This window comes from Streptomyces sp. YIM 121038, assembly GCF_006088715.1.
Classification (GTDB): Bacteria; Actinomycetota; Actinomycetes; order Streptomycetales; family Streptomycetaceae; genus Streptomyces.
Window position 1 is genome coordinate 1,476,827 of record NZ_CP030771.1, and the last position, 20,160, is coordinate 1,496,986.

Here is a 20,160-nt window from a genome sequence, read left to right on the forward strand (position 1 = left end):
GGCGGGGGGGGCCGTGGCGGGACCGCGGCGGGGGCCGTGGCGGGACCGCGGCGGGGGCCGTGGCGGGACCGCGGCGGAGCCGTCCTAAGGCACCGCCCGCTCGTCCCCCAGCTCCCCCACCCCGGCGATGCCCCGCTCCAGGAGGTCCACCAGGGTGTGTCTGCTCTTGCCGCGCGCCTCCGGTGCCAGGCCGCCGTTCGGCTCGGCGAGGTCGGACAGGGCGGCGAGCACGGCGGCCAGCTCCTCCTGGAGCCGGGTGAGGACACCGGCGACCGCCGCCGCGTTGGACTCCACGATGTCGCCCCACAGCCGGGAGTCGCCGCGCGCGATGCGGGTGACGTCGCGCAGGCCCTGGCCCGCGAGCCGGGCCGCCGCCACCGGGCCCTCGCTCAGCCGTGCCGCCATCAGGCTGGCGAGGAGGTGCGGCGCGTGCGAGGTGAGGGCGACCGCGTCGTCGTGCGCGCGGGCCCGCATCACGCGCGGCACCGCCCCGCACAGCGCGACCAGGCCGAGCGCGCGGTCGAAGGCGGGCTTGGTGGTGAGCCGGGTCGGGGTGAGCACCCAGGGGCGGCCCTGGAAGAGCTCCGCCCGGGCGGCGAGCGGGCCCGAGCGCTCCCGGCCCGCCATGGGGTGCCCGCCGACGTACGCGGCGGGGTCGGGGGCCCCGGCCAGGATCTCGCGCTGCGGGCGGACCTTGACACTCGCCACGTCCGTGTAGCTGAGAGCGAGGCCGCGCGCCTGCTCGCGGGCCAGGACCGGGGCGATCTGGCTGGGCGGCACGGCGAGGACCGCCAGGTCCACGGGGTGCGGCGGCGGTCCGGGGCGGCCCGCGCCGAGGACGGCGGCGGTGCGGACGGCGGACTCGTCGCGGTCCGCGAGGTAGACGCACACGCCACGGCCGCTGGCGGCCAGCGCCACGGACGTGCCGATGAGGCCGGTGCCGACGACGGCGAGCGTACGGATCCTCACGGGGTGCCTCCCGCGTCCGCGGGGTCCGCCCCGGCGAGCCGTTCGTCGACGAGCGCGGCGATCCGGTCCAGGCCCTGCTCGATCCGCTCGGGCGTCAGCGTGCTGATGGAGAGCCGCAGTTGGCGGTGGCCCGCGGTGGAGCCGTAGAAGTGGTGCATGGGGGTGAAGAGCACCCCGTGGCGGCGGGCCGCGTGGGCGAGCAGGGCGTCGTCGACGGTGAAGGGCACGGTGACGACGATGAAGAAGCCGCCCGTGGGCGCGTTCCAGCTGACGCCCGCGCGGTCCCCCAGACGCCGGTCGAGGCCGTCGAGCACCTGTTGGAGGTTCTGCCGGTAGACCTCCGTCTCGCGGCGGTTGGCGGCGGCCATGCTGCAGCCGTGGGTGAGCAGCTTGCCGCCGATGACCGCCTGGACGATCGGCGGGGTGTTGACGGTCAGCATGCTCTTGATCTTCGAGAGTTCGTCGGCGAGCAGGGTGACGGCGCCGCCCGCCCCGGTCACCCGCTGGCCCGCGACCGCGTAGCCCACGCGGGCGCCGGGCATCCCGGTCTTGGCGAACGAGCCCAGGTAGACGACGTGTTGCCGCGTGTCGAGGGCCTTCAGGGTGGGCGGCCGCTCGGCGGCGCTGTTCAGGAGCCCGTACGCGTTGTCCTCCAGGAGCAGCAGGTCCTCGGCCGCGGCGAGGTCGAGGAGCCGCCGCCGCTCGGCGACCGGCATGCTGACACCTACGGGGTTGGCGAAGTCGGGCGTGACGTAGCAGGCGCGCACGCGTCGGCCCGCGGCGCGCGCCCGGTGCAGCTGGTCCGCCAGGTCGTCGAGGTCGATGCCCCGCTCCCCCGTGCGCACGGGGAGCACCGGCAGGTCGGCGAGGAGCGCGGCGCCGGTCAGGCCGACGTAGGTGGGGCTCGGTGCGAGGAGCGCGTCCCGGTCACCGGCGCGCAGGGCGCGCAGGACCAGGAACATCGCCTCCTGGCAGCCGACGGTGACGACGACCGACTCCGGGTCGGCGTCGATGCCCTCGTCCACGGCGAGGCTGCGCGCGACCAGGCCGGCGATGATGCCCTTGGTGTCGCCGTACTGGAAGAGGGCGCGGGCCACGGCGGCCTCGCTCATGCCGAGGTCGCCGCGCAGATGGGCGCAGAACGTCCGCAGGTACTCGTGGATCAGCGCCACGTCGTAGAAGCCCTCGTAGGGGCGGCCCGCCGCGAAGGAGATCGCGTCCGGGTACGTGCCCGCGACCTCGTTGAGCAGGTTCATGGATTCCATCGACGTATCGCCGAGCGAGGCGTGCAGGGTGGCCGCGTCCAACTCGGCGCGGACGATTTCCGATTCCAGGATTTCCATCACCTGAGTCCTTAAACGACGACGGGTGCGGTCAACAGGGCGGAGCGGTGCGCGGCCCGCTTTCTGCCCGTTCACTTTGACAGGTGCGGTAATCCGGCGGACGACCGTACGATCGGGGCCGCATCAGAAGTATTCGGCCTCGCCGCCCGGCGGTAAAGACACACCACGAAAAAAGGAAGTGCGAGGAGCGTCATGACGGATTTACCCGCACAGGCCACGGCAAGTGACCTCCCCGGGGTCTCGGACCTGGCCGTCGACCACGTCGAGTTGTACGTCGAGGACCTGGATGCCGCGGTGCGCGACTGGGTCGACCGCTACGCCTTCACGGTCGTCGGCACCGGAGGCGGCCCCGAGCACCGCGGCGTCGCCCTGCGCCAGGGCCGCACGACGCTCGTCCTGACGTCGGCGACGGGCGGGCGGCACCCCGCGTCCGCGTACGTCAGCACGCACGGCGACGGCGTCGCGGACATCGCGCTGCGCACCGCCGACGTGTCCGCCGCGTTCGCCCGGGCGGTGGCGGGCGGCGCGCGTCCGGTGCGCAGGCCCACGCGGCACCCGGGCGGCGGGCCGCGGGTCACGGCCGCCGTCAGCGGCTTCGGCGACGTGACGCACACGCTGGTGGAGCGGGCGCCCGGCGCGGGACCCGGCCTCCCGGCCGGGTTCGTGCCGGTGCCCGGGGCCGACGACGGGCGCGCCGAGGGGGTCGGGCTCGTGGAGGTCGACCACGTCGCGGTGTGCCTGGAGGCGGGCGACCTCGACGCGACGGCGCTGTTCTACCGGCGCGCCCTCGGGTTCCGGGAGGTCTTCCAGGAGCGCATCGTCGTGGGCGCCCAGGCGATGGAGTCCACGGTGGTGCAGAGCGCGGTCACCGGAGCGGTCACGCTGACGCTGATCGAGCCCGACCCGCGGGCGCAGCCGGGGCAGATCGACGAGTTCCTCAAGAGCCACCACGGGCCGGGCGTGCAGCACCTGGCGTTCTCCAGCGCCGACGCCGTCCGCTCGGTGCGCGCGCTCTCCGGGCGCGGCGTGACGTTCCTCAAGACGCCGGGCACGTACTACGACCTGCTCGGCGAGCGGATCGGCCTGCGGACGCACGACCTCGACGACCTGCGCTCCACGCAGCTGCTCGTGGACGAGGACCACGGGGGCCAGCTCTTCCAGATCTTCACCGCGTCCGCGCACCCGCGCGGCACGCTCTTCTACGAGGTCATCGAGCGCCAGGGCGCGCGGACCTTCGGCAGCGCCAACATCAAGGCGCTGTACGAGGCCGTGGAGCTGGAGCGGACAGGACGCCGTGCCGAGGGCTGACGACGCGGGGACGGACGCGTCGAGCGGCGCGCGGGCCTGCTACGACCCGCGGGACGCGTACGACCTCGACGACATGGAGCGGGCCGCCGCGGCCGTGCTGCCGCGCGACGTCTGGGACTTCGTCGCGGGCGGCAGCGGCCGCGAGCGGTCGCTCGCGGCCGACCGGGAGGCGTTCGACCGCCTCTACGTCACGCCCCGGGTGCTGCGGGACGTCTCGGCGTGCACGACGGACACCACGCTCCTCGGGCGTCCGGCGCGGCTTCCTGTGGCCGTCGCGCCGGTCGCCTACCAGCGGCTGCTGCACCCCGAGGGGGAGCTGGCCGCCGCGCGGGCGGCCGCGGCCGCGGGTGTGCCGTTCACGGTCGCGACCCTCAGCAGCGTGCCCGTGGAGGAGGTCACGGCGGTCGGCGGCACCGTGTGGTTCCAGCTGTACTGGCTGCGGGAGCCGGGGCGCACCCTCGATCTCGCGCGCCGGGCCCAGGACGCGGGCTGCGCGGCGCTGATGCTCACCGTGGACGTGCCGTGGATGGGGCGCAGGGCGCGGGACGCCCGGGGCGGCTTCGCGCTGCCCGGGCACGTGCGCGCCGTGCACCTCGACGCGGGCGCCCGCTCGGCGGCGCACCGGGCGCCGGGGCGCGGCTCGGCGGTGGCCGCGCACACGGCCGCCGCGTTCTCGGCGGCCCTGACGTGGTCGGACGTGGCCGAACTGCGGTCCTCGACGCGCCTTCCGCTGATCCTCAAGGGCGTGCTCGCCCCGGCCGACGCGGCGCGCGCGGTGGAGCTCGGCGTGGACGCGGTCGTGGTGTCCAACCACGGCGGGCGCCAGCTCGACGGCGCGCTGCCCGGCGTCGCGGCGCTGCCCGGAGTGGCCGCGGCCGTCGCGGCGGCGGGCGGCGGCTGCGAGGTGCTGCTCGACGGCGGGGTCCGCGGCGGCGTGGACGTGCTCACGGCCCTCGCCCTGGGCGCCGCCGGGGTCCTGGTGGGCAGGCCGCCGCTGTGGGGGCTCGCGGCGGCCGGGGAGGCCGGGGTCGCGCGGGTCCTGGACCTGCTGGCGGCCGAGCTCCGCGACGCTCTCGGCCTCGCGGGCTGCGCGGGGGTGGACGCGGCCCGGGAACTCGTCGTGACGCCTCTTCCCTGAACCGCCGCCGGGCGGTCAGTACATCATGCGTGGATCAACGTAATGCTTGAATTCAAGGAGATTTCCGGTCGGGTCGACGAGCACGAAGGTGCGGTGTTCCTCGACCGTTCCGTCGAATCGCGACCGCGGCTCCTGGAATACCGGCACCTTGCGCAGATCGACGAGTCTGAGCAGCGCGTCGAAATCCGTACGGGAGCGGAACGTCACGCCGAAGTGCCGGGGATAGAGGGAGAGCCGGGGCCGCTCCGGCTCTTCCGGCGCGTAATGGCAGACGAGTTGGTCGCCGAAGAAGTCGAACGTGACGCGGTCCGGATAGCGGCGGGCCAGCGGGCAGCCCAGGAGCTTGTTGTAGAAGTGCGCGGCGGCGTCCAGGTCGCGGGCCGGGACGGCGATGTGGAAGGCGTCGGCGGAGTTCCTCACGGGCTCTCCCGGGAGTCGGCGGGGGGCTCGCCGGAGCCGGTGGGGCGCTCGGGCTCCGCCGGGCCCGCGGGGTCGTCGAGGAGCGTGTCGGCGCGCAGGCCCAGGCGGAGCGTCTCCAGGGCGATGACGTCGTCGAGGGCGACGTTGCCGAGGTTCACCCGGCGGCCGACGCGCTGGATGAAGTACGTCTGGAGCCCCTTCGTGGGCGCCTCGAAGATCAGCAGGTCCGGGTGGGGACCGGCGTCGAGGATGTCCTCGATGAGGCCGAAGCGCACCTCGCCGTCGGCCCGGCAGATGCCGCTGGTGCCGCTCTCGCGCGCCTCCAGGATCACCGCGCGCGCCCCGGCGTCCAGATCGCGCCGGATGTCGGCGATCCACTGGCTCGGCGGATACGTCTCCGAGCGGCGCGGGTCCTTGAAGCCGACCTCGGAGACGACCTCGAAGTCCGCGGCGAGCCGGGCGATGTAGCGCGCCTTGTGCCGCGGGGCCAGGTCGATGGTGCCGTTGGACACCTCCACGCGCCCGCAGCCGTGCTCGCGGCACAGCGCCCGGTAGTCGTCGAAGCGGCCCTTGCGCACGTACGCCTCGAAGAGCGTCCCGCCGAACATGTACGGGATGCGGTGCTGGCGCAGCACCTCCGTCTTGGCCTTGATGCCGGAGGTGACGAGCGCGGTGCCCCAGCCGAACTTGACCAGGTCGATGAACTCCCCCGAGCTCTCCACGACGTCCTCGAACCAGCGGACGGGCGCGCCGCCGTCGATGACCATCGTCTGGCCCCGGGTGCGCGGCTTGGGTTCGCGCAGGGGCAGGTCCAGGGGTCGGGGCGCGCCGGGCGGGGCGGGATCCTGTGGCGCGCGGGCCTGCGGCAAGGCGGTCCGGGGCACGGAGGTCTGCGGCGTGGAGGTCTGGGGCGTGGAGGTCTGGGGCGTGGAGTTCTGCGGCGTGGAGGTCTGGGGCACGGGTCTCTCAACTCCCTTGTCCTTGAGGGCTTCTGGCGCGGTCGGCCACGAGTGCGCGCTTGTGCACCTTGCCGAGGTCGGTGCGCGGCAGGGCGTCCACGACGTGGATCTCCTGCGGCAGCTTGTACGGGGCGAGGCGGGCGGCGAGGAAGGACGCGAGGGCCGCGCGGTCCGGCGACCCGGCGACGATCCAGGCCGCGACGCGCTGCCCGAGCCGGTCGTCGGGCAGGCCCACGACGGCCGCCTCGGTGACGTCCGGGTGGGCCAGGAGCGCGTCCTCGACCTCGCCCGCGCCGACGCGGTAGCCACCGCTCTTGATCAGGTCGGTGTCCTTGCGGCCGAGCAGCCCGAGGGACCCGTCCGGCAGCCACGCGCCGAGGTCGCCGGTGCGGAACCAGCCGTCGCCGTCCACGGCGGGGCCGCGCCCCACGTAGCCGGAGAACAGGCCGGTGCCGCGCACCATGACCTCTCCGTCGACGGGGTCGAGCCGCACCCGTGCGCCGGGCACCGGGCGCCCCACCGAGCCCGCCGCCGCGTCCGCGCCGAGGTCCGCCGGGCGGGGCGAGGCGACGACGAGGGTCTCCGTCATCGCGTACCGGTTGAGGAGGCGGTGCCCGGAGAGGCGCCGGACGCGCTCGGCGACCGCGCCGGTCAGCCGGTCCGCGCCGGACACCAGGAGCCGGGCGCCGCCGAGGGCCCGCAGGTCGGCCGCGCCCAGGGAGCCCCACAGGGCGGGGACGCCGAAGTAGAGGGAGGCGCCCTCCACGGGCGTGAGGTAGCGGCCGGTGTGCACGAGCGGCGAGCCGATCCGCAGCGGTCCGAGCCCCCCGAAGACGAGGCCGTGGACGTGGGACAGCGGCAGGGCGTGCGCCAGGACGTCGTCCGGGGTCCACCGCCACAGCGCGGCGAGCGCGTCCAGGCCCGCGGCGAGGGCGCGGCGCGGGAGCACGGCGCCCTTGGGCTGCCCGGTGGAGCCGGACGTGTACAGGATCAGCGCGGGCGTCTCGTCCGGGGGCGGCCCGGGCGGCGGCGCGGTGTGCGCGGCGCGCGGGGTGAGTGCGGCGAGCCGGTCGTCGTCGAGGACGAGGTCGACGTCGGCGTCGCGCAGCACGTGCGCGCGCTCGCGCGGGGCGGCCGCCGGGTGCAGCGGGACCGCCGTGCCCCCGGCGGCGAGGACCCCGGCGACGCCCACGAGGGTGTCCACGCTCGGGTGGGCGACGACGGCGACGCGGCGGGCCCCGGCCAGCGACCGGGCGACCGCGCCGACGGCCCCGGCGAGTTCGTCGCCCGCCAGACTCCGCCCGGCCACGTCGAGGCGGGCCCGGCCCTCCTGGAGGGCGGGCAGCAGGACCGGAGCGGACTCCACGGCCACGGCCTAGGCGGCGACGAGCGCGGCGACCACCGCGACGAACGCGCCGAGCGTCGGGTTCTCCCAGATGTCGCGCATCCCGCCCAGCTCCACCTGGTAGGTCTGCTCGACGGCGGCCATCACGTGCAGGGCGGCGAGCGAGTGGCCGCCGAGCGCGAAGAAGTCGTCGCCGTCCGCGACTTCGGGCACGTTCAGGGCCTCGCACCACAGCGGGGCGATGACGTCCCGGACTGCCGTCGCGGTCGTCGTACGGGTCGCTTCCATCAGGTCTCCTCCAGGTCGTGGCCCGGCCCTCCGGGGCCGCGCAGGGTGATCGCGCCGGACGGGCAGCGGGCGAGCGCGGCTCGCACCCGGTCGGCGAGGCCGGGGCCGGGGTCCGGGTCGAGCAGCAGGACCCGGCCGTCGGTGTCCGACTGGTCGAAGACCTCGGGCACCTGGGCCAGACAGAGGCCGGACGACGCGCACCGGGCGCGGTCGACGTGGACGCGCAGCCCGCCGTCCTCCCCGGTCACCGGGTGGGCTCCTGCCAGGTCACCGGCAGGTGGTCGAGGCCGTGGGCCAGCGCGTGGACGCGGAACCGGACGGCGTCCCCGGAGCCTTCGAGCCGCAGCCCGGGCAGGCCGCGCGGCAGCGCAGGATAGGCGGCGCCGAGCAGCATCCGGGCGAGGGCGGCGCCCAGGCAGTGGTGGATGCCGTGCCCGAAGGTGACGTGCGCGGCGGGCTCCCGCGCGATGTCGAAGCGGTCGGGCTCGGCGAGCAGCGCGGGGTCGCGGTTGGCCAGCGGCAGGGAGCAGATGACGTACTCCCCCGCCCGCACGAGCTGCTCGCCGACGGTGACGTCGGTCAGCGCGACGCGCGGGGTGGGGGCGTGCGGCACCGCGAGGTAGCGGAGCAGTTCGTCGACGGCGCGGCCGACGGCGTCGCGGTCGTCGTGGGCGGCGGCGAGCCGGGCCAGCTGTCCGGGGTGCTCCAGGAGCAGCAGGGCGCCGAGGCCCAGCATGCCCGACAGGTTGTCCAGGCTGGCGAGCACGAGGAGGACGCACACGCCCCGCAGTTCCTTGTCGGTGACGTCGGCGCCGTGGTCGGTCACCAGCGTGCCGAGGAAGCCGTCGTCGGGGGCGCGGCGCTGCCGGTCCACCATCGCGGCGACGTAGCGGGACAGGAGTTCGCCCGTCGCGGCCCGTCGCCCGCGGGCCGCGCCACCGGCGAGGAAGCCGTGGCACAGGCGCAGGAACTCGGCGCGGTCGTCGCGCGGTACGCCGATCAGCTCGCACAGGACCGCGCCGGGCACCGGCAGGGCGAAGCCGTCGACCAGGTCGGCGGGCGGCCCGGCGCGGCGCAGCGCGGCGAGGCGCTCGTCGATGACGGCGTCGACGCGGGGCCGGAGCCTGCGGATGCGGCGGAGGGTGAACTCCGGGGTGAGGATCTGCCGCAGGCGGGTGTGCTCGGGCGGGTCGTAGTCCATGAGCTGGCCGATCATCGCGTCGGGCCGGACGCCGAGTTCACGGCCCGACGCGGTCCGGGAGCCGAAGCGGCGGCGGGTGGAGAACCGCAGGTGGTCACCGAGGACCTGGCGCACCTCGGCGTGTCCTGTGACCAGCCAGACGGGCCGCCCGTCGGTGCCCGGCCCGACGTCGATCCGGCTCACGGGGGCGCGCGCGGCGAGGGCGCGCAGGTCGCCGGCCGGGTCGAAGCGGTCGCGGCGGGTGTGGACGACCGTGGCGACGCCGCTGGACGTGGCTGCCTCGGACATGGCTCCCTCCCGGGAATTCGGCGGTCTACCAGCTGATCGGCAGTGTCTCCACGCCGTACGGGGCCTGCCGCCGGAAGCGGATCCCGGCGGGGTCGACGGCGAGTCGCAGGCCGGGGAAGCGGCGCAGGACCGCCGGGTAGGCGGCGCGCAGCTCCATGCGGACCAGGGACGCGCCGACGCAGTAGTGGACGCCGTGGCCGAGGGCCACGTGGGGGCCCGGCTCACGGGTGAGGTCGAGGCGGTCCGGGGTGCCCTCGGGGGTGGCGCGGTTGGCCGCGATCAGCGAACAGGCCACGCGGTCACCGGCCTTGATGACCTGGCCGCCCAGGGGCACGTCCTCGCGCGCGGTGCGCGGCGAGGCGGTCGGGATGACCGAGAGGTAGCGGATGAGCTCCTCCACCGCGCGGTCGGTCGACTCCGGCCGCCCGCGCAGGAGTTCGAGCTGGTCGGGGTGGTCGAGGAGGGCCAGGAGGCCGAGGCCCAGCATGGCCGCCACGTTCTCCACGCCGGAGCCCATGACGAACGCGCTGAGGCCCACCAGCTCCTCGTCGCTGACGTCGTCGCCGTGTGCGCGCACCACCCGGCCGAGCAGGTCGTCGGTGGGCTCGCCGCGCTTGCGGGCCACGAGCCGCCCCATGTACGCCATGTACGCGCCGCCCGCGGTGACCTGGGCGCCGCGCCCCCGGAACGCGGGGCGGCCGATCTTGAGCAGCCGCGCGAGTTCGGCCCGGTCGTCGCGCTCCACGCCGAACAGCTCGCACATGACGAGGCCGGGCACGGTCCAGGCGACGTGCCGCATGAAGTCGGCCGGTGACCCGGCCTTCTCCAGGGTGTCCAGGCTGTCCGCGACGACGCGTTCGACGGCGGGCTCCAGGCCGCTCATGCGCCGGACGGTGAATTCCGGGGCGAGCAGCCGGCGCAGCCGGGTGTGGTCCGGCGGGTCGTACTGGACGAGGTTGCCCACCTGGGCGGGGCGTCCCCGCGCTCCGCCCGGGGCGGCGACGCGGGTGCTGAACCGGTCGGTGTCGCCGAGGACGGCCCGCACCTCGTCGGGCCCGGTGACCAGCCAGCCGGGGCCCGCCGCCGGGTCGTCGGTGAGGTCGGCGCGGGTCAGCGGGGCCTCGGCGGCGAGCCGGGTCAGGTCCGGCAGCGGGTCGAGCCGGTCGCGCCGGTTGTGCGGGGAGAGGTCGGTCGGCCGTGCCATGGGCGGATCACCTCACTCGCCCGCGCCGGGCGGCTCGCACCAGAGCATGCCGTCCGCCGAGGGCACCAGGCCGTCGCCGTACAGCGGCGCCTCCGGTTCGGCGTCCTCGCCGAGCAGGGCGCGCATCTGGACCTGGCCGCCCTCCTGCATCACCTCGCGCACCACGGAGGACTTGAACAGCGGCACCATGCTGCCGTCGGCGCTGCCCGCGACCTCGTCCACGGCGTCGGAGAACTCCGCGGACCCGGCCCGGAAGCGCTTGGCGACGACGTCGGCGTCGGTGAGGACCTGCTCGCCGGAGGACACGCCGCCGATCAGCTCGACGAACGACTGCAGTTCGGGCCGGTCGGCCCGGGTGACCTTCTTGGCCCGCCAGAAGTAGGAGTCCTCGTCGTGGTGCATCTCGTAGAAGGAGAGCAGGAACTCGTAGAAGACGCCGTACTCGCGGCGGTAGCGGACCTCGAACTCCCTGAGGGCGCGCGGCTCGTCGACGGTCCCGGCGAGCACGCTGTTGATCGAGCGGGCGGCGAGCAGCGCGCTGTAGGTGGCGAGGTGGACGCCGGAGGAGAACACCGGGTCGACGAAGCAGGCGGCGTCGCCGACGAGGACCATGCCGGGCCGCGAGAACGTCGTGTGGTGGTACGAGTAGTCCTTGCGGACGCGCAGTTCGCCGTACGGGCCGCTCGTCACCCGGTGGGCGTCGGCCAGGTACTCGCTGATCAGCGGGCACTCGGCGATGAGCGCCTGGAGCGCCTGGTGCCGGTCGCCACGGATCTTGTCGGCGAGCTCGCGGCGGACGACGGCGCCGACGCTGGTGAGGCTGTCGCTGAGCGGGATGTACCAGAACCAGCCGCTCTCGAAGGCGACGGACAGGATGTTGCCGGAGTTGGGTTCGGGCAGCCGCTTGCCGCCTTCGAAGTAGCCGTACAGGGCGAGGCTGCGGAAGAACTCCGAGTACGCGCGGGTGCCGCCCACGCGCTGGTGGACGCGGCTGCCGTTGCCGGAGGCGTCGACGACGAAGGCGGCGAGCGCCCGGCGTTCGTGGCCGTCGGCGTCGGTGTAGCGCACGCCGCGCACCCGCTCGTCGTCGGCGACGACGTCGAGGACGGCGCAGCCCTCGCGGACGTCGGCGCCCACGCGGCGGGCGTTCTTGAGGAGGATGTCGTCGAACTTGGACCGCTCGACCTGGTACGCGTACGACGTCGGTCCCGACATGCGGGGCGAGACCGCGAAGGAGAAGGTCCACGGGTCGGGGTTGGCGCCCCAGCGGAAGGTGCCGCCGCGCTTGCGCGGGAAGCCCGCCCTGGCGAGTTCGTCGGCGACGCCGGTGAGGCGGCACACGCCGTGCACCGTGGAGGGCAGCAGGGACTCGCCGATCTGGTGGCGGGGGAAGTGCTCCTTCTCCAGGACCAGGACGCGGTGTCCCCGCATCGCCACCAGCGCGGCCAGGGTCGATCCTGCGGGTCCTCCGCCGACGACCACCACGTCGAATTCCTCGGAATCCGGCAACGTCATCTCCCTCCCCATTCGGGCTTTCCGACGTTTCCCCGGTGGCCGGAATTCCTTCCCGGGCCCGGGATTCCTGTGCGCTCGGTCGAGTCTGGTAATGACCGCGGGTGCGCGTCAAGCGCGTCCAAGGTCGTTCAAGTCGGCACCGTCTGTTTCAACTCGGGAATTCCCCGGCGCCGCGCTCCGGGAAATGTCACCGGTGGGCGGGTGTGGTGCCCGGGGTGTTTTCCGGAACCGGCGCGCGACGCGTCCCTCCCTTCTGACGAGCGAGATCAGCGGGCCGGTCATGAACGTCGTCACCAGGGCCATGAGGACGAGGACGGTGAAGAGTTCCTCGCCGATGATCCCGGCGTCGAGGGCGACGTTCAGGACGATCAGCTCGGTCAGGCCCCGGGTGTTCACGAGGGCGGCGACGAGCGCCGCGTCGTGCCGGTCGAGGCCCGCGAGGCGGGCCGCTCCGTAGCCGGGCAGGAGCTTGCCGAGGGTGGCGACCGCCAGGACGAGGAGCAGCAGGACGACGCCGTCCCCGTCGAGGGCGCCGATGTCGAAGGACAGGCCGGTGGTCACGAAGAACAGCGGCAGGAGCAGCCCCGCGCTCTCCTCCATCGGGCGCAGCACGTCGGCGTCCGGCACCCCGTCCCCGCGGGGCATGGCGATGCCCGCGAGCAGGCCGCCGAACACGGCGTGCAGGCCCAGTTCGGCGGTCACCCAGGCGCTGCCGAGGGCCAGACCGAGGGCGAGCGTGAGCTGGTGGGCACGGAGCGCCCCGGAGCGTTCGAGCCACCGCGTGAGCAGCGGCCGTACGACCAGGAACAGGAACGCGACGAACACCGAGAGCAGCGCGAGCGACAGCTGCCAGGAGCGCGCGGCGGCGTGCCCGGTGCCCGCGAGCGCGGCGGCGAGCACCAGCCAGGCCACGACGTCCATGAGCCCGGCCGCGGTGGTCGCGACGGTGCCCGGCGCGGTGCCCGCGAGGCCGCGCTCGCGGACGACGGCGGCGAGCACCGGCAGCGCGGTGACGGACAGCGCGACCGCCATGAACAGCCAGAACGACCGGCCGTCCACGCCGTCGGGGCGGACCGCGTCGAACACGCCGGGGAACATCCCCGCGGTGCCCGCGCCGATGCCCGCGGGCACGAGGAACGCGCACAGGGCCACGGTCGCCGCGGCTCTGCCGCCCTGCCGCAGCTGCCGCGCGTCCATCTCGTAGCCCACCACGAACATGAAGATCACGATGGCGATCTGGGAGAGCACGGTGAGGAACGGCAGGACCTCCGCCGGGAAGAGACGGCCCGTCAGGTCGCCCGGCAGCCGTCCGAGGAGCGTCGGCCCGAGCGCGATGCCCGCCGCGATCTGCCCGATGACGGCGGGCTGGCCGCAGCGGCGGGCGAGCGCGCCGAGCAGCCGGGACGCGACGACGATGAGGGCGACGTCGCCGATGGCGACGGTCGCGATGGATTCCGTGGTCATCGCCGCGGCCGCTAGGGTGCCGCGGTCCTGTCCATCTCCGCCACGAGGCTCTTGGGCCGCATGTCCGTCCAGTTCTCCTCGATGTACGCGAGGCATTCCTCGCGGCCCGCCGCCCCGTGCGCGGTGGTCCAGCCGTCGGGAATCTCCGCGAATACCGGCCACAGCGAATGCTGGCCCTCGTCGTTGACCAGGACGAGGAAGCTGCCGTTCTCATTGTCGAAGGGATTGGTCATGGTTCAGTCCTTTCGGGAATTCCCGTGGATCCGGAGTGTTTCGGTGACGACGCGTCCCACGTGTGACAGGGGACCGGGTTTGAGCATGTCGTAGTGGCCGGCGGAAATGTCGTACGGCCGTACGGCGCCCTGGACGTACGGCCGCCAGCTGTCCGCCGCGGCGGCGGCCGGCAGGTCGTCCGGGCGGTCCTCGGTCGCGACGAAGAGGAGCAGGTCGCCGCCGAAGGGGCGGGGGGTGTGGGTGGGCGTGAAGGCGGCCATGTTGCGCAGCACCTTCTCCAGGTTGGCGAGGGGCTGCGCGCCCAGGCCGGTCGAGCGGTAGAGGTCGGCGATGCCGCCCTCGTCCCGTTTGAGCAGGGCGTAGCCGTCGGAGCCCGTGTCGTCGGCCTGATCGTTCTCGCCGCGCAGCCGCGACTTGGCGGAGCTGTGGGGGTAGGCGTCGAGCAGGGCGAGCAGCGCGACCTCTTCGCCGAGCTCTTCGAGGCGGGTGGCGACGGCCTGGGCGAGGGTGCCGCCGACGGACCAGCCGAGGAGGTGGTAGGGGCCGGTGGGCTGGACCGTGCGGATCTCCTCCGCGTAGTCGGCGGCCATCTCCTCGATGCTGCCGGGCAGCCGCTCGGGGCGGGCGAGGCCCCGGGCCTGGATCCCGTAGAGCGGCACGTCGGCGGGGAGGTACGGCAGGAGCGCCGCGTAGCCCCAGCTCAGACCCATGCCGGGGTGCAGGCAGAACAGTGGCGGGCGGCTGCCCTCGGGGCGCAGCGGGAGCAGCACGTCGAGGTCGCCGCGGGTCTGCCCCGGGCGCCGCCGTCCGGCCGTCTCGGGGGCGCGGCGCAGGGCCAGTTCGCCGGTGGCGGTCCACCGCGCGCGGTCGCCGGTGCGGAACATCCGCGTGCCCGGGGTGCCGTGGGGGTCGGCGACGAACCGCTCGCCGGTGGCAGCGGGCCGGTCCGCGTAGCCGCGGGCGAGCACGGGTCCCGCGACGTACAGGTCGCCGGTCGCGCCCGGGGGCACGGGCCGCAGGAAGTCGTCCAGGACACGGGCGCGGGCGGGGTCGACGGGGTGGCCGGTGGCGGCCGTTCCCTCCTCGGCGGCGCCCGCGAGCCGCAGCCAGGTGCCGCCGGTCTCCGGCGTGCCGTGGCCGCCGGCGGCCGGGGCCCCGCCCGCCCCGAGGCGCACCTCGGCGCCCGCGCAGAGTGCGGCGAGCAGCGCCACCGCGAGCTCCGCGGGCGGGTCCGCGCTGTCCAGCGGTACGGGGTCGCCGGGGCGCGGGGCCTGCGACGCGCGGGCGGTGAGGGCGCGGTGCGTGAGGACGGTGGCACCGGCTCCGAGGACGAGGGCGGGGTGGTCGGGGTGCAAGGGGCGTGCGGGGCCGGGGGCGTTGGGGGGTGCCGTGCGGGCGCTGTCAGCCGCTCCGTCCCCGGGCGCCTCCCCAGGGGCGCAGCCAGCCGCCCCGCCCCCGGGCGCGGCCCCAGGGCCGGAGGCCTCCGCCCGCCCCGGCCCGGCCCCTGCTTCCGTCGCGCCCGACGCCGGGTCGTCGAGGGCGAGGAGCGGTATCCCCGCGGCCACGGGCGCGGCGGCGGTGGCGTCGTGCACGAGCGCGGCGGGGCGGGGGCCTTCGCCGGGTTCCACGGGCCGCGCCGGGTCGGCGAAGCGGCAGGCGGCGCCCGCCTTCAGGACGCCGAGCAGCGCGACGACCAGCGTCAGCGTGGGCGGTACCGCCACGACGACCACGCGCTCCGGTCCGGCGCCGAGGGCGGTGAGGCGCCGGGCGAGGCCGTCGGCGGCCGCGTCCAGCGTCCCGTACGTCATGGACGCCTCGTACATGCCGGGGACGCGCTGGTCGACGACGGCGACGGCGCCGGGGTCGGATGCCGCGCGCTCGGCGAAGAGGCGGGGGACGGTGTCGGCGCGCGGGTCTTCCACGGTGGCGGCGGCGAGGGCGCCCGCCCGCGCGCGTTCGGCCTCGTCCACGAAGACGTCGACCGCGCCGAGACGCACCTCGGGGTCGGCGACGGCCTGGTGCAGGACGCGGACGAGGCGGCGGGCGAACGCGTCGGCGGTGGCCTCGTCGAACAGCTCGGCGGCGTAGCGGAGGCGCCCTTCGAGGCCGCCGAAGTCGCCGTCGGACAGATACCGCTCGGTGAGCTCGACGGACAGGTCGAGCTCGGTGGCCGGCGCCCCGGTGTCCAGGCGGGTGGAGCGCACGCCCGGCAGCTCCCAGAGGTCCCACGCGTCGGCGATGCTGTCGCGGACGTCGAGGAGGACCTGGAAGACCGGATGGCGGGCCAGGGAGGGCGGCGTGTCGAGGGCGTCGATGAGCCGCTCGAAGGGCACGTCGCGGTTTCCGGCCGCTTCCTGGTACGACTCCCGCGCCCGGCCGACGAGTTCGCCGAAGGTGGGGTCGCCGGACACGTCGGTGCGCAGGGCGAGGGGGCCCACGAAGGGGCCCACGACGCCTTCGAGGCCCGGGTCGTCGCGGCGCGGCACGAGCGTGCCGACGGTGATGTCGTCGCCCGCGCCGAGCCGGGACAGCAGCAGGGCGAGGGCCGCGTGCACCACGGTGAACACCGTCGTCCCGGCCTCCTCGGCCACGTCGGCGACGCGGGCGTGCGCCTCGGGGTCCAGGCGGAGCGGGACCGTGCCCGCGCGGTGGGAGGCGACCGGGGGCCGGGGGCGGTCGGCGGGCAGCACCAGTTCGGCACCGGTGCCCGCGAGGGCGGCCCGCCAGTGGGCGAGCTGGGCGTTGACGAGGCTGTCGCGGCGGCTCTCGCCGTCGAGCAGCTCCCGCTCCCAGTGGGCGTAGTCGGTGAACTGCACGGGCAGCGGGGCGCGTTCGGGGACGCGGCCCTCGCGGCGCGCGCCGTAGGCGGTGGCCAGGTCGCGCAGGAGCACCTCCAGGGACGCGTCGTCCGCCGCGATGCGGTGCAGCACGAGGAGCAGGACGTGCTCGGTGTCGGACAGCGTGAACAGGTGCCGCGTCCAGGGGGTGTGCCGGGCCAGGTCGAACGGGCGCCGGACGTGCTCGGCGATCAGCTCGGGCAGCCCGGCCTCGTCGGCGGGTGCGACGGTCAGGAACGGCGGCTCGGCGGTGCCGGGCCGGGGTGCCGCGTCCGCCCGCTGGACCTGTTGGCGCAGCTCCCCGCCGTGGGCGCCCGGGAAGAGCGTCCGCAGCACGTCGTGGCGGGCCGCGACGTCCGCGAGGGCCGAGCGCAGCGCCTCCTGGTCGAGGTCGCCGCTGAGCCGCAGCGCCACCGGGACGCGGTCGAGGCCCGACTCGTCGTCGAGGCGCGCGAGGAGCCAGGTGCGCAGCTGGCCCGCGGTGACGGGGGCGTCGCCCCGGTCGGGGGCGGGCGCGAGCACGGGGCGCGCCTTGGTGGCCAGGAGCCGGGCGACTCCGGCGGGGGTGGGGGCGCCGAAGAACTGGCGGATGGGCAGCTCCGCGTCGAACTCCTCGCGGATGCGCCCGGCGAGGCGCATGGCCAGGCCCGAGTCCCCGCCGAGGTCGAAGAAGTTGTCGTCGGAGCCGACCCGTTGGAGGTCGAGCACTTCGGCGAAGAGACGGCACAGCGTCTCCTCGGCGGCGGTGCGGGGCCTGCCGCCGGTGACGCGTTCGGCGAAGTCGGGGGCGGGCAGGGCCGCGTGGTCGACCTTGCCGTTGCGGGTCACGGGCAGGGCGCCGAGGGTGAGCACGGCGGCGGGGACCATGTACGGGGGCAGACGCTTGGCGGCGTGCTCGCGGACGTCCTGCGGGTCGACGCCCGCGGCGGCGGAGGGGACGACGTAGCCGACGAGGCGGCGCCCGCCGGGCCCGTCGTCGCGGGCGACGGCCACCGCTTGGGCGACGTCGGGGTGCGCGGCGAGGGCCGCCTCGACCTCGCCGAGCTCCACGCGGAACCCGCGGATCTTCACCTGCGCGTCGGCGCGGCCCACGAACACCAGCTCGCCGTCGGCGGTGCGGCGGGCCAGGTCACCGGTGCGGTACATGCGCGCGCCGGGGGTGCCGGACGGGAACGGGCAGGCCACGAAGCGCTCGGCGGTCGGGCCCTGCGCCCGCCAGTAGCCGTGGGCCAGCGAAGGGCCCGCCAGGTACAGCTCGCCGGTCGCGCCGGGCGGCACCGGCTGGAGGAAGGCGTCCAGGACGTACGCCTGCCGGCCGGGCAGCGGGCGGCCGACGGGCAGCACGGCGAGGTGCTCGTCGCCGGGCCCGACGGGGTGCCAGGTGAAGCACAGGGTGGTCTCCGTCGGCCCGTACATGTGCCGCACGGCGACGTCCGGGCAGGCCGCGCGCACCCGCGCCACGGCCTCGGCGGGCACCACGTCCCCGCCGGTGAGGACCTCCCTGAGGCCGGTGAAGCACGCGGGTGTCTCGCCCGCGAGCACCCGGAACGTGCCCGCGGTCAGGTGCAGCGTCGTCACGCCGCGCGCGGTGTACCGGCGGATCTCCCGGGCGTCGACGACTCCGGGCCCGGCGACGAGGACGCGCCCGCCCGCGGCCAGCGGGACCCACGCCTCGAACAGGAACGCGTCGAAGGCGTGCGGGGCGTGCAGCAGCACCGTGTCGTCGGGGCCGACGCGCCAGCCGGGCTCGCCGACGAGGGCGGCCACGGCGCCGTGCGGGACGGCGACGCCCTTGGGGGCGCCGGTGGAGCCGGAGGTGTACATCACGTACGCCGTCTCGCCCGCCGTCACGGGCACGGCGGGGCCGCCGTCGTACCCGGCGAGGCGCTGGAGGACCGCCGGGTCGTCGAGGACCACGAGGGGCCGCGGCCCGGGCGGCACGGAGGCCCGCGTGCCCCGGCCGCAGACCACCGCGCGGGTGCCGCTGTCGGCGAGGACCGTCGCGATCCGCTCCACCGGGTGCCCCGGGTCGACGGGTACATAGGCCGCTCCGGCGCGCCAGACGGCGAGGAGGGCCACGACGACGTCCGCCGACCGGTCGAGCACGACGGCCACGCGGTCGCCGCGGGCCACGCCCGCCGCGGCGAGGTGGGCCGCGAGACGGCCCGCCGCGTCCCACAACTCCCCGTAGGACCAGGTGCGTTCGCCGTCCAGGAGGGCCACGGCGCGCGGGGACGCCGCGGCCCGCGCGGCGATCAGCGCGGGCACCGGCCGGCCGGGGGCGGGGCCGGGTGTCACGCATCCGGCGGGTCGCCCGGGGGCGGTGACGCGCAGGCTCCCCACGGGGGCGCCGGGGTCGGCGACGAGCTGCTCCAGGGCGCGGACCAGGCCCGCGTGCGCGGCCTCGGCGGTGGCGCGGTCGAACAGGTCGGTGCGGTACTCCAGCTTGAGGTGGGTGCGTTCGCCGGGGGCGACGACGAGGGTGAGCGGGTAGTGGGCCGCCTCCCGGGCGAAGCCGTGCGGGCGGATCGTCAGGGCGCCGGGGTCCGGGGCCCGTCCCGCGGGCGGCCGGGGGAAGCTCTCGTACACCATGAGCGTGTCGAACACCGCGCCAGGACCGGCGAGTTCCTTGACGTCGAGGAGGCCCAGGTGCTGGTGGGCCAGGAGGGCGGTCTGGCGCTCCTGGAGGCGTCGCAGCATCTCGACGGCTGGCTGCGCGCCGTCCAGGGGCACGCGTACCGGCAGGGTGTTGATGAGCAGGCCCACCATCGACTCCACGCCGGGCAGTTCGGCGGGGCGGCCCGCCACGGTCGCGCCGAACACCACGTCCGTGCGCCCGGCGAGGCGGGCGAGGACCAGGGCCCAGGCGCCCTGCGCCACGGTGTTGACGGTCAGGCCGTGGGTGCGGGCCAGCTCGGTGAGGCCCCGGCCGAGCGCGGGCGGCAGGTCGCCGCCGACGTGGCCGGGGAAGGCGGGCGGGCGGTCCGGGACGGCGGGGGCGACCAGGGTCGGCTCGGCGGCGCCGTCGAACTCCGCGCGCCAGGCGGCCCGGGCGGCCTCCTTGTCCTGCTTGCCGAGCCACAGCAGGTAGTCGCGGTAGGAGGTGGTGCGGGGCAGGCGCGCGGTGTCGCCGCCGTGCGCGTAGGCGGCGGTGAGCTCCGCGACGAGCACGGGCGCGGACCAGCCGTCCATGAGGATGTGGTGGCTGGTGAGCACCAGGCGGTGCCGGTGCGCGGCGAGGCGGACGAGGAGCACGCGCAGCAGCGGGGCCTTGGCCAGGTCGAAGCGTTCGGCGCGCTCCTGTTCGGCGAGGCGTTCCAGGGCGGCGCGGGCCTCGGCCCCGGGGAGGCGGGACAGGTCTTCCGTGCGCCAGGGCAGGGTGACGTGGCGGGCGATGACCTGCACCCTGCGGGCGCCGCTGACCTGCCGGAAGCAGGCGCGCAGCGCGGCGTGCCGGTCGAGGAGCGCGGCCCAGGTCGCCCTCAGCCTGGCCTCGTCCAGGGGGCCTTCGAGCGCGAGCGTGGACTGCACGGTGTAGACGTCGGGTCCCTGGTCGTCGAAGGCGGCGTGGAACAGCAGGCCTTCCTGTAGCGGCGACAGCGGCCACACGTCCTCGACTGGGGATCGGGTCATCGCTTCTCTCCTCG

General features: G+C 75.7%; 15 protein-coding genes. 2 read left to right on the plus strand and 13 right to left on the minus strand.

Annotated elements, in window-relative coordinates; all coding sequences use genetic code 11:
* Positions 1 to 84: 84 nt before the first annotated feature.
* Entirely contained in the window at positions 85 to 969 is an 885-nt protein-coding gene (locus C9F11_RS05700; RefSeq protein WP_346347229.1) for a prephenate dehydrogenase, read from the minus strand.
* Positions 966 to 2,312, minus strand: a complete 1,347-nt coding sequence (locus tag C9F11_RS05705) for a PLP-dependent aminotransferase family protein (protein WP_138958214.1) — start codon at positions 2,310 to 2,312, stop codon at positions 966 to 968. The genes C9F11_RS05700 and C9F11_RS05705 overlap by 4 nt, the downstream gene beginning before the upstream one ends.
* A gap of 192 nt (positions 2,313 to 2,504) precedes the next feature.
* On the opposite strand from C9F11_RS05705, the gene hppD reads away from it, so the two are divergent.
* Together hppD and C9F11_RS05715 are read left to right on the plus strand one after the other, a co-directional pair.
* Positions 2,505 to 3,620 carry a 4-hydroxyphenylpyruvate dioxygenase gene (gene hppD, locus C9F11_RS05710; RefSeq protein ID WP_138958215.1) on the plus strand — a complete coding sequence of 372 codons (1,116 nt, stop codon included), beginning with the start codon at positions 2,505 to 2,507 and terminating at the stop codon, positions 3,618 to 3,620.
* A gap of 73 nt (positions 3,621 to 3,693) precedes the next feature.
* Entirely contained in the window at positions 3,694 to 4,758 is a 1,065-nt protein-coding gene (locus tag C9F11_RS05715; RefSeq protein WP_138966119.1) for an alpha-hydroxy acid oxidase, read from the plus strand.
* 15 nt (positions 4,759 to 4,773) lie between these two features.
* Here the strand turns inward: C9F11_RS05715 and C9F11_RS05720 are convergent, their stop codons facing one another.
* The 11 genes from C9F11_RS05720 to C9F11_RS05770 form a co-directional block, all read right to left on the minus strand.
* Entirely contained in the window at positions 4,774 to 5,178 is a 405-nt protein-coding gene (locus C9F11_RS05720; RefSeq protein WP_138958216.1) for a VOC family protein, read from the minus strand.
* The gene (locus C9F11_RS05725) at positions 5,175 to 6,137 is read right to left on the minus strand and encodes a phosphosulfolactate synthase (protein WP_212767805.1); all 963 of its coding nucleotides are present in this window, start codon (positions 6,135 to 6,137) and stop codon (positions 5,175 to 5,177) included. The genes C9F11_RS05720 and C9F11_RS05725 overlap by 4 nt, the downstream gene beginning before the upstream one ends.
* A 7-nt stretch (positions 6,138 to 6,144) precedes the next feature.
* Positions 6,145 to 7,503, minus strand: a complete 1,359-nt coding sequence (locus tag C9F11_RS05730; protein WP_249401611.1) for an AMP-binding protein — start codon at positions 7,501 to 7,503, stop codon at positions 6,145 to 6,147.
* Between the two features lie 9 nt (positions 7,504 to 7,512).
* Complete coding sequence (locus tag C9F11_RS05735) at positions 7,513 to 7,770, minus strand: acyl carrier protein (protein WP_138958217.1); 258 nt, start codon at positions 7,768 to 7,770, stop codon at positions 7,513 to 7,515.
* Positions 7,770 to 8,018, minus strand: coding sequence for a ferredoxin (locus C9F11_RS05740; RefSeq protein ID WP_249401612.1), 249 nt, complete (start codon positions 8,016 to 8,018; stop codon positions 7,770 to 7,772). The genes C9F11_RS05735 and C9F11_RS05740 overlap by 1 nt, the downstream gene beginning before the upstream one ends.
* The gene (locus C9F11_RS05745) at positions 8,015 to 9,259 is read right to left on the minus strand and encodes a cytochrome P450 (RefSeq protein ID WP_138958218.1); all 1,245 of its coding nucleotides are present in this window, start codon (positions 9,257 to 9,259) and stop codon (positions 8,015 to 8,017) included. The genes C9F11_RS05740 and C9F11_RS05745 overlap by 4 nt, the downstream gene beginning before the upstream one ends.
* Before the next feature lie 25 nt (positions 9,260 to 9,284).
* Positions 9,285 to 10,463: a cytochrome P450 gene (locus tag C9F11_RS05750; RefSeq protein WP_138958219.1), complete on the minus strand. Its 1,179-nt coding sequence runs from the start codon at positions 10,461 to 10,463 to the stop codon at positions 9,285 to 9,287.
* Positions 10,464 to 10,475: 12 nt separating this feature from the next.
* Complete coding sequence (locus C9F11_RS05755; RefSeq protein ID WP_138958220.1) at positions 10,476 to 11,978, minus strand: tryptophan 7-halogenase; 1,503 nt, start codon at positions 11,976 to 11,978, stop codon at positions 10,476 to 10,478.
* A gap of 108 nt (positions 11,979 to 12,086) precedes the next feature.
* A complete protein-coding gene (locus tag C9F11_RS05760) occupies positions 12,087 to 13,442 on the minus strand; it encodes a cation:proton antiporter (protein WP_138958221.1) in 1,356 nt (451 codons plus the stop codon).
* 11 nt (positions 13,443 to 13,453) lie between these two features.
* The gene (locus C9F11_RS05765; protein ID WP_138958222.1) at positions 13,454 to 13,675 is read right to left on the minus strand and encodes an MbtH family protein; all 222 of its coding nucleotides are present in this window, start codon (positions 13,673 to 13,675) and stop codon (positions 13,454 to 13,456) included.
* A 3-nt stretch (positions 13,676 to 13,678) separates the two neighbouring features.
* A complete protein-coding gene (locus C9F11_RS05770) occupies positions 13,679 to 20,146 on the minus strand; it encodes a non-ribosomal peptide synthetase (RefSeq protein WP_138958223.1) in 6,468 nt (2,155 codons plus the stop codon).
* Between the last annotated feature and the right edge of the window lie 14 nt (positions 20,147 to 20,160).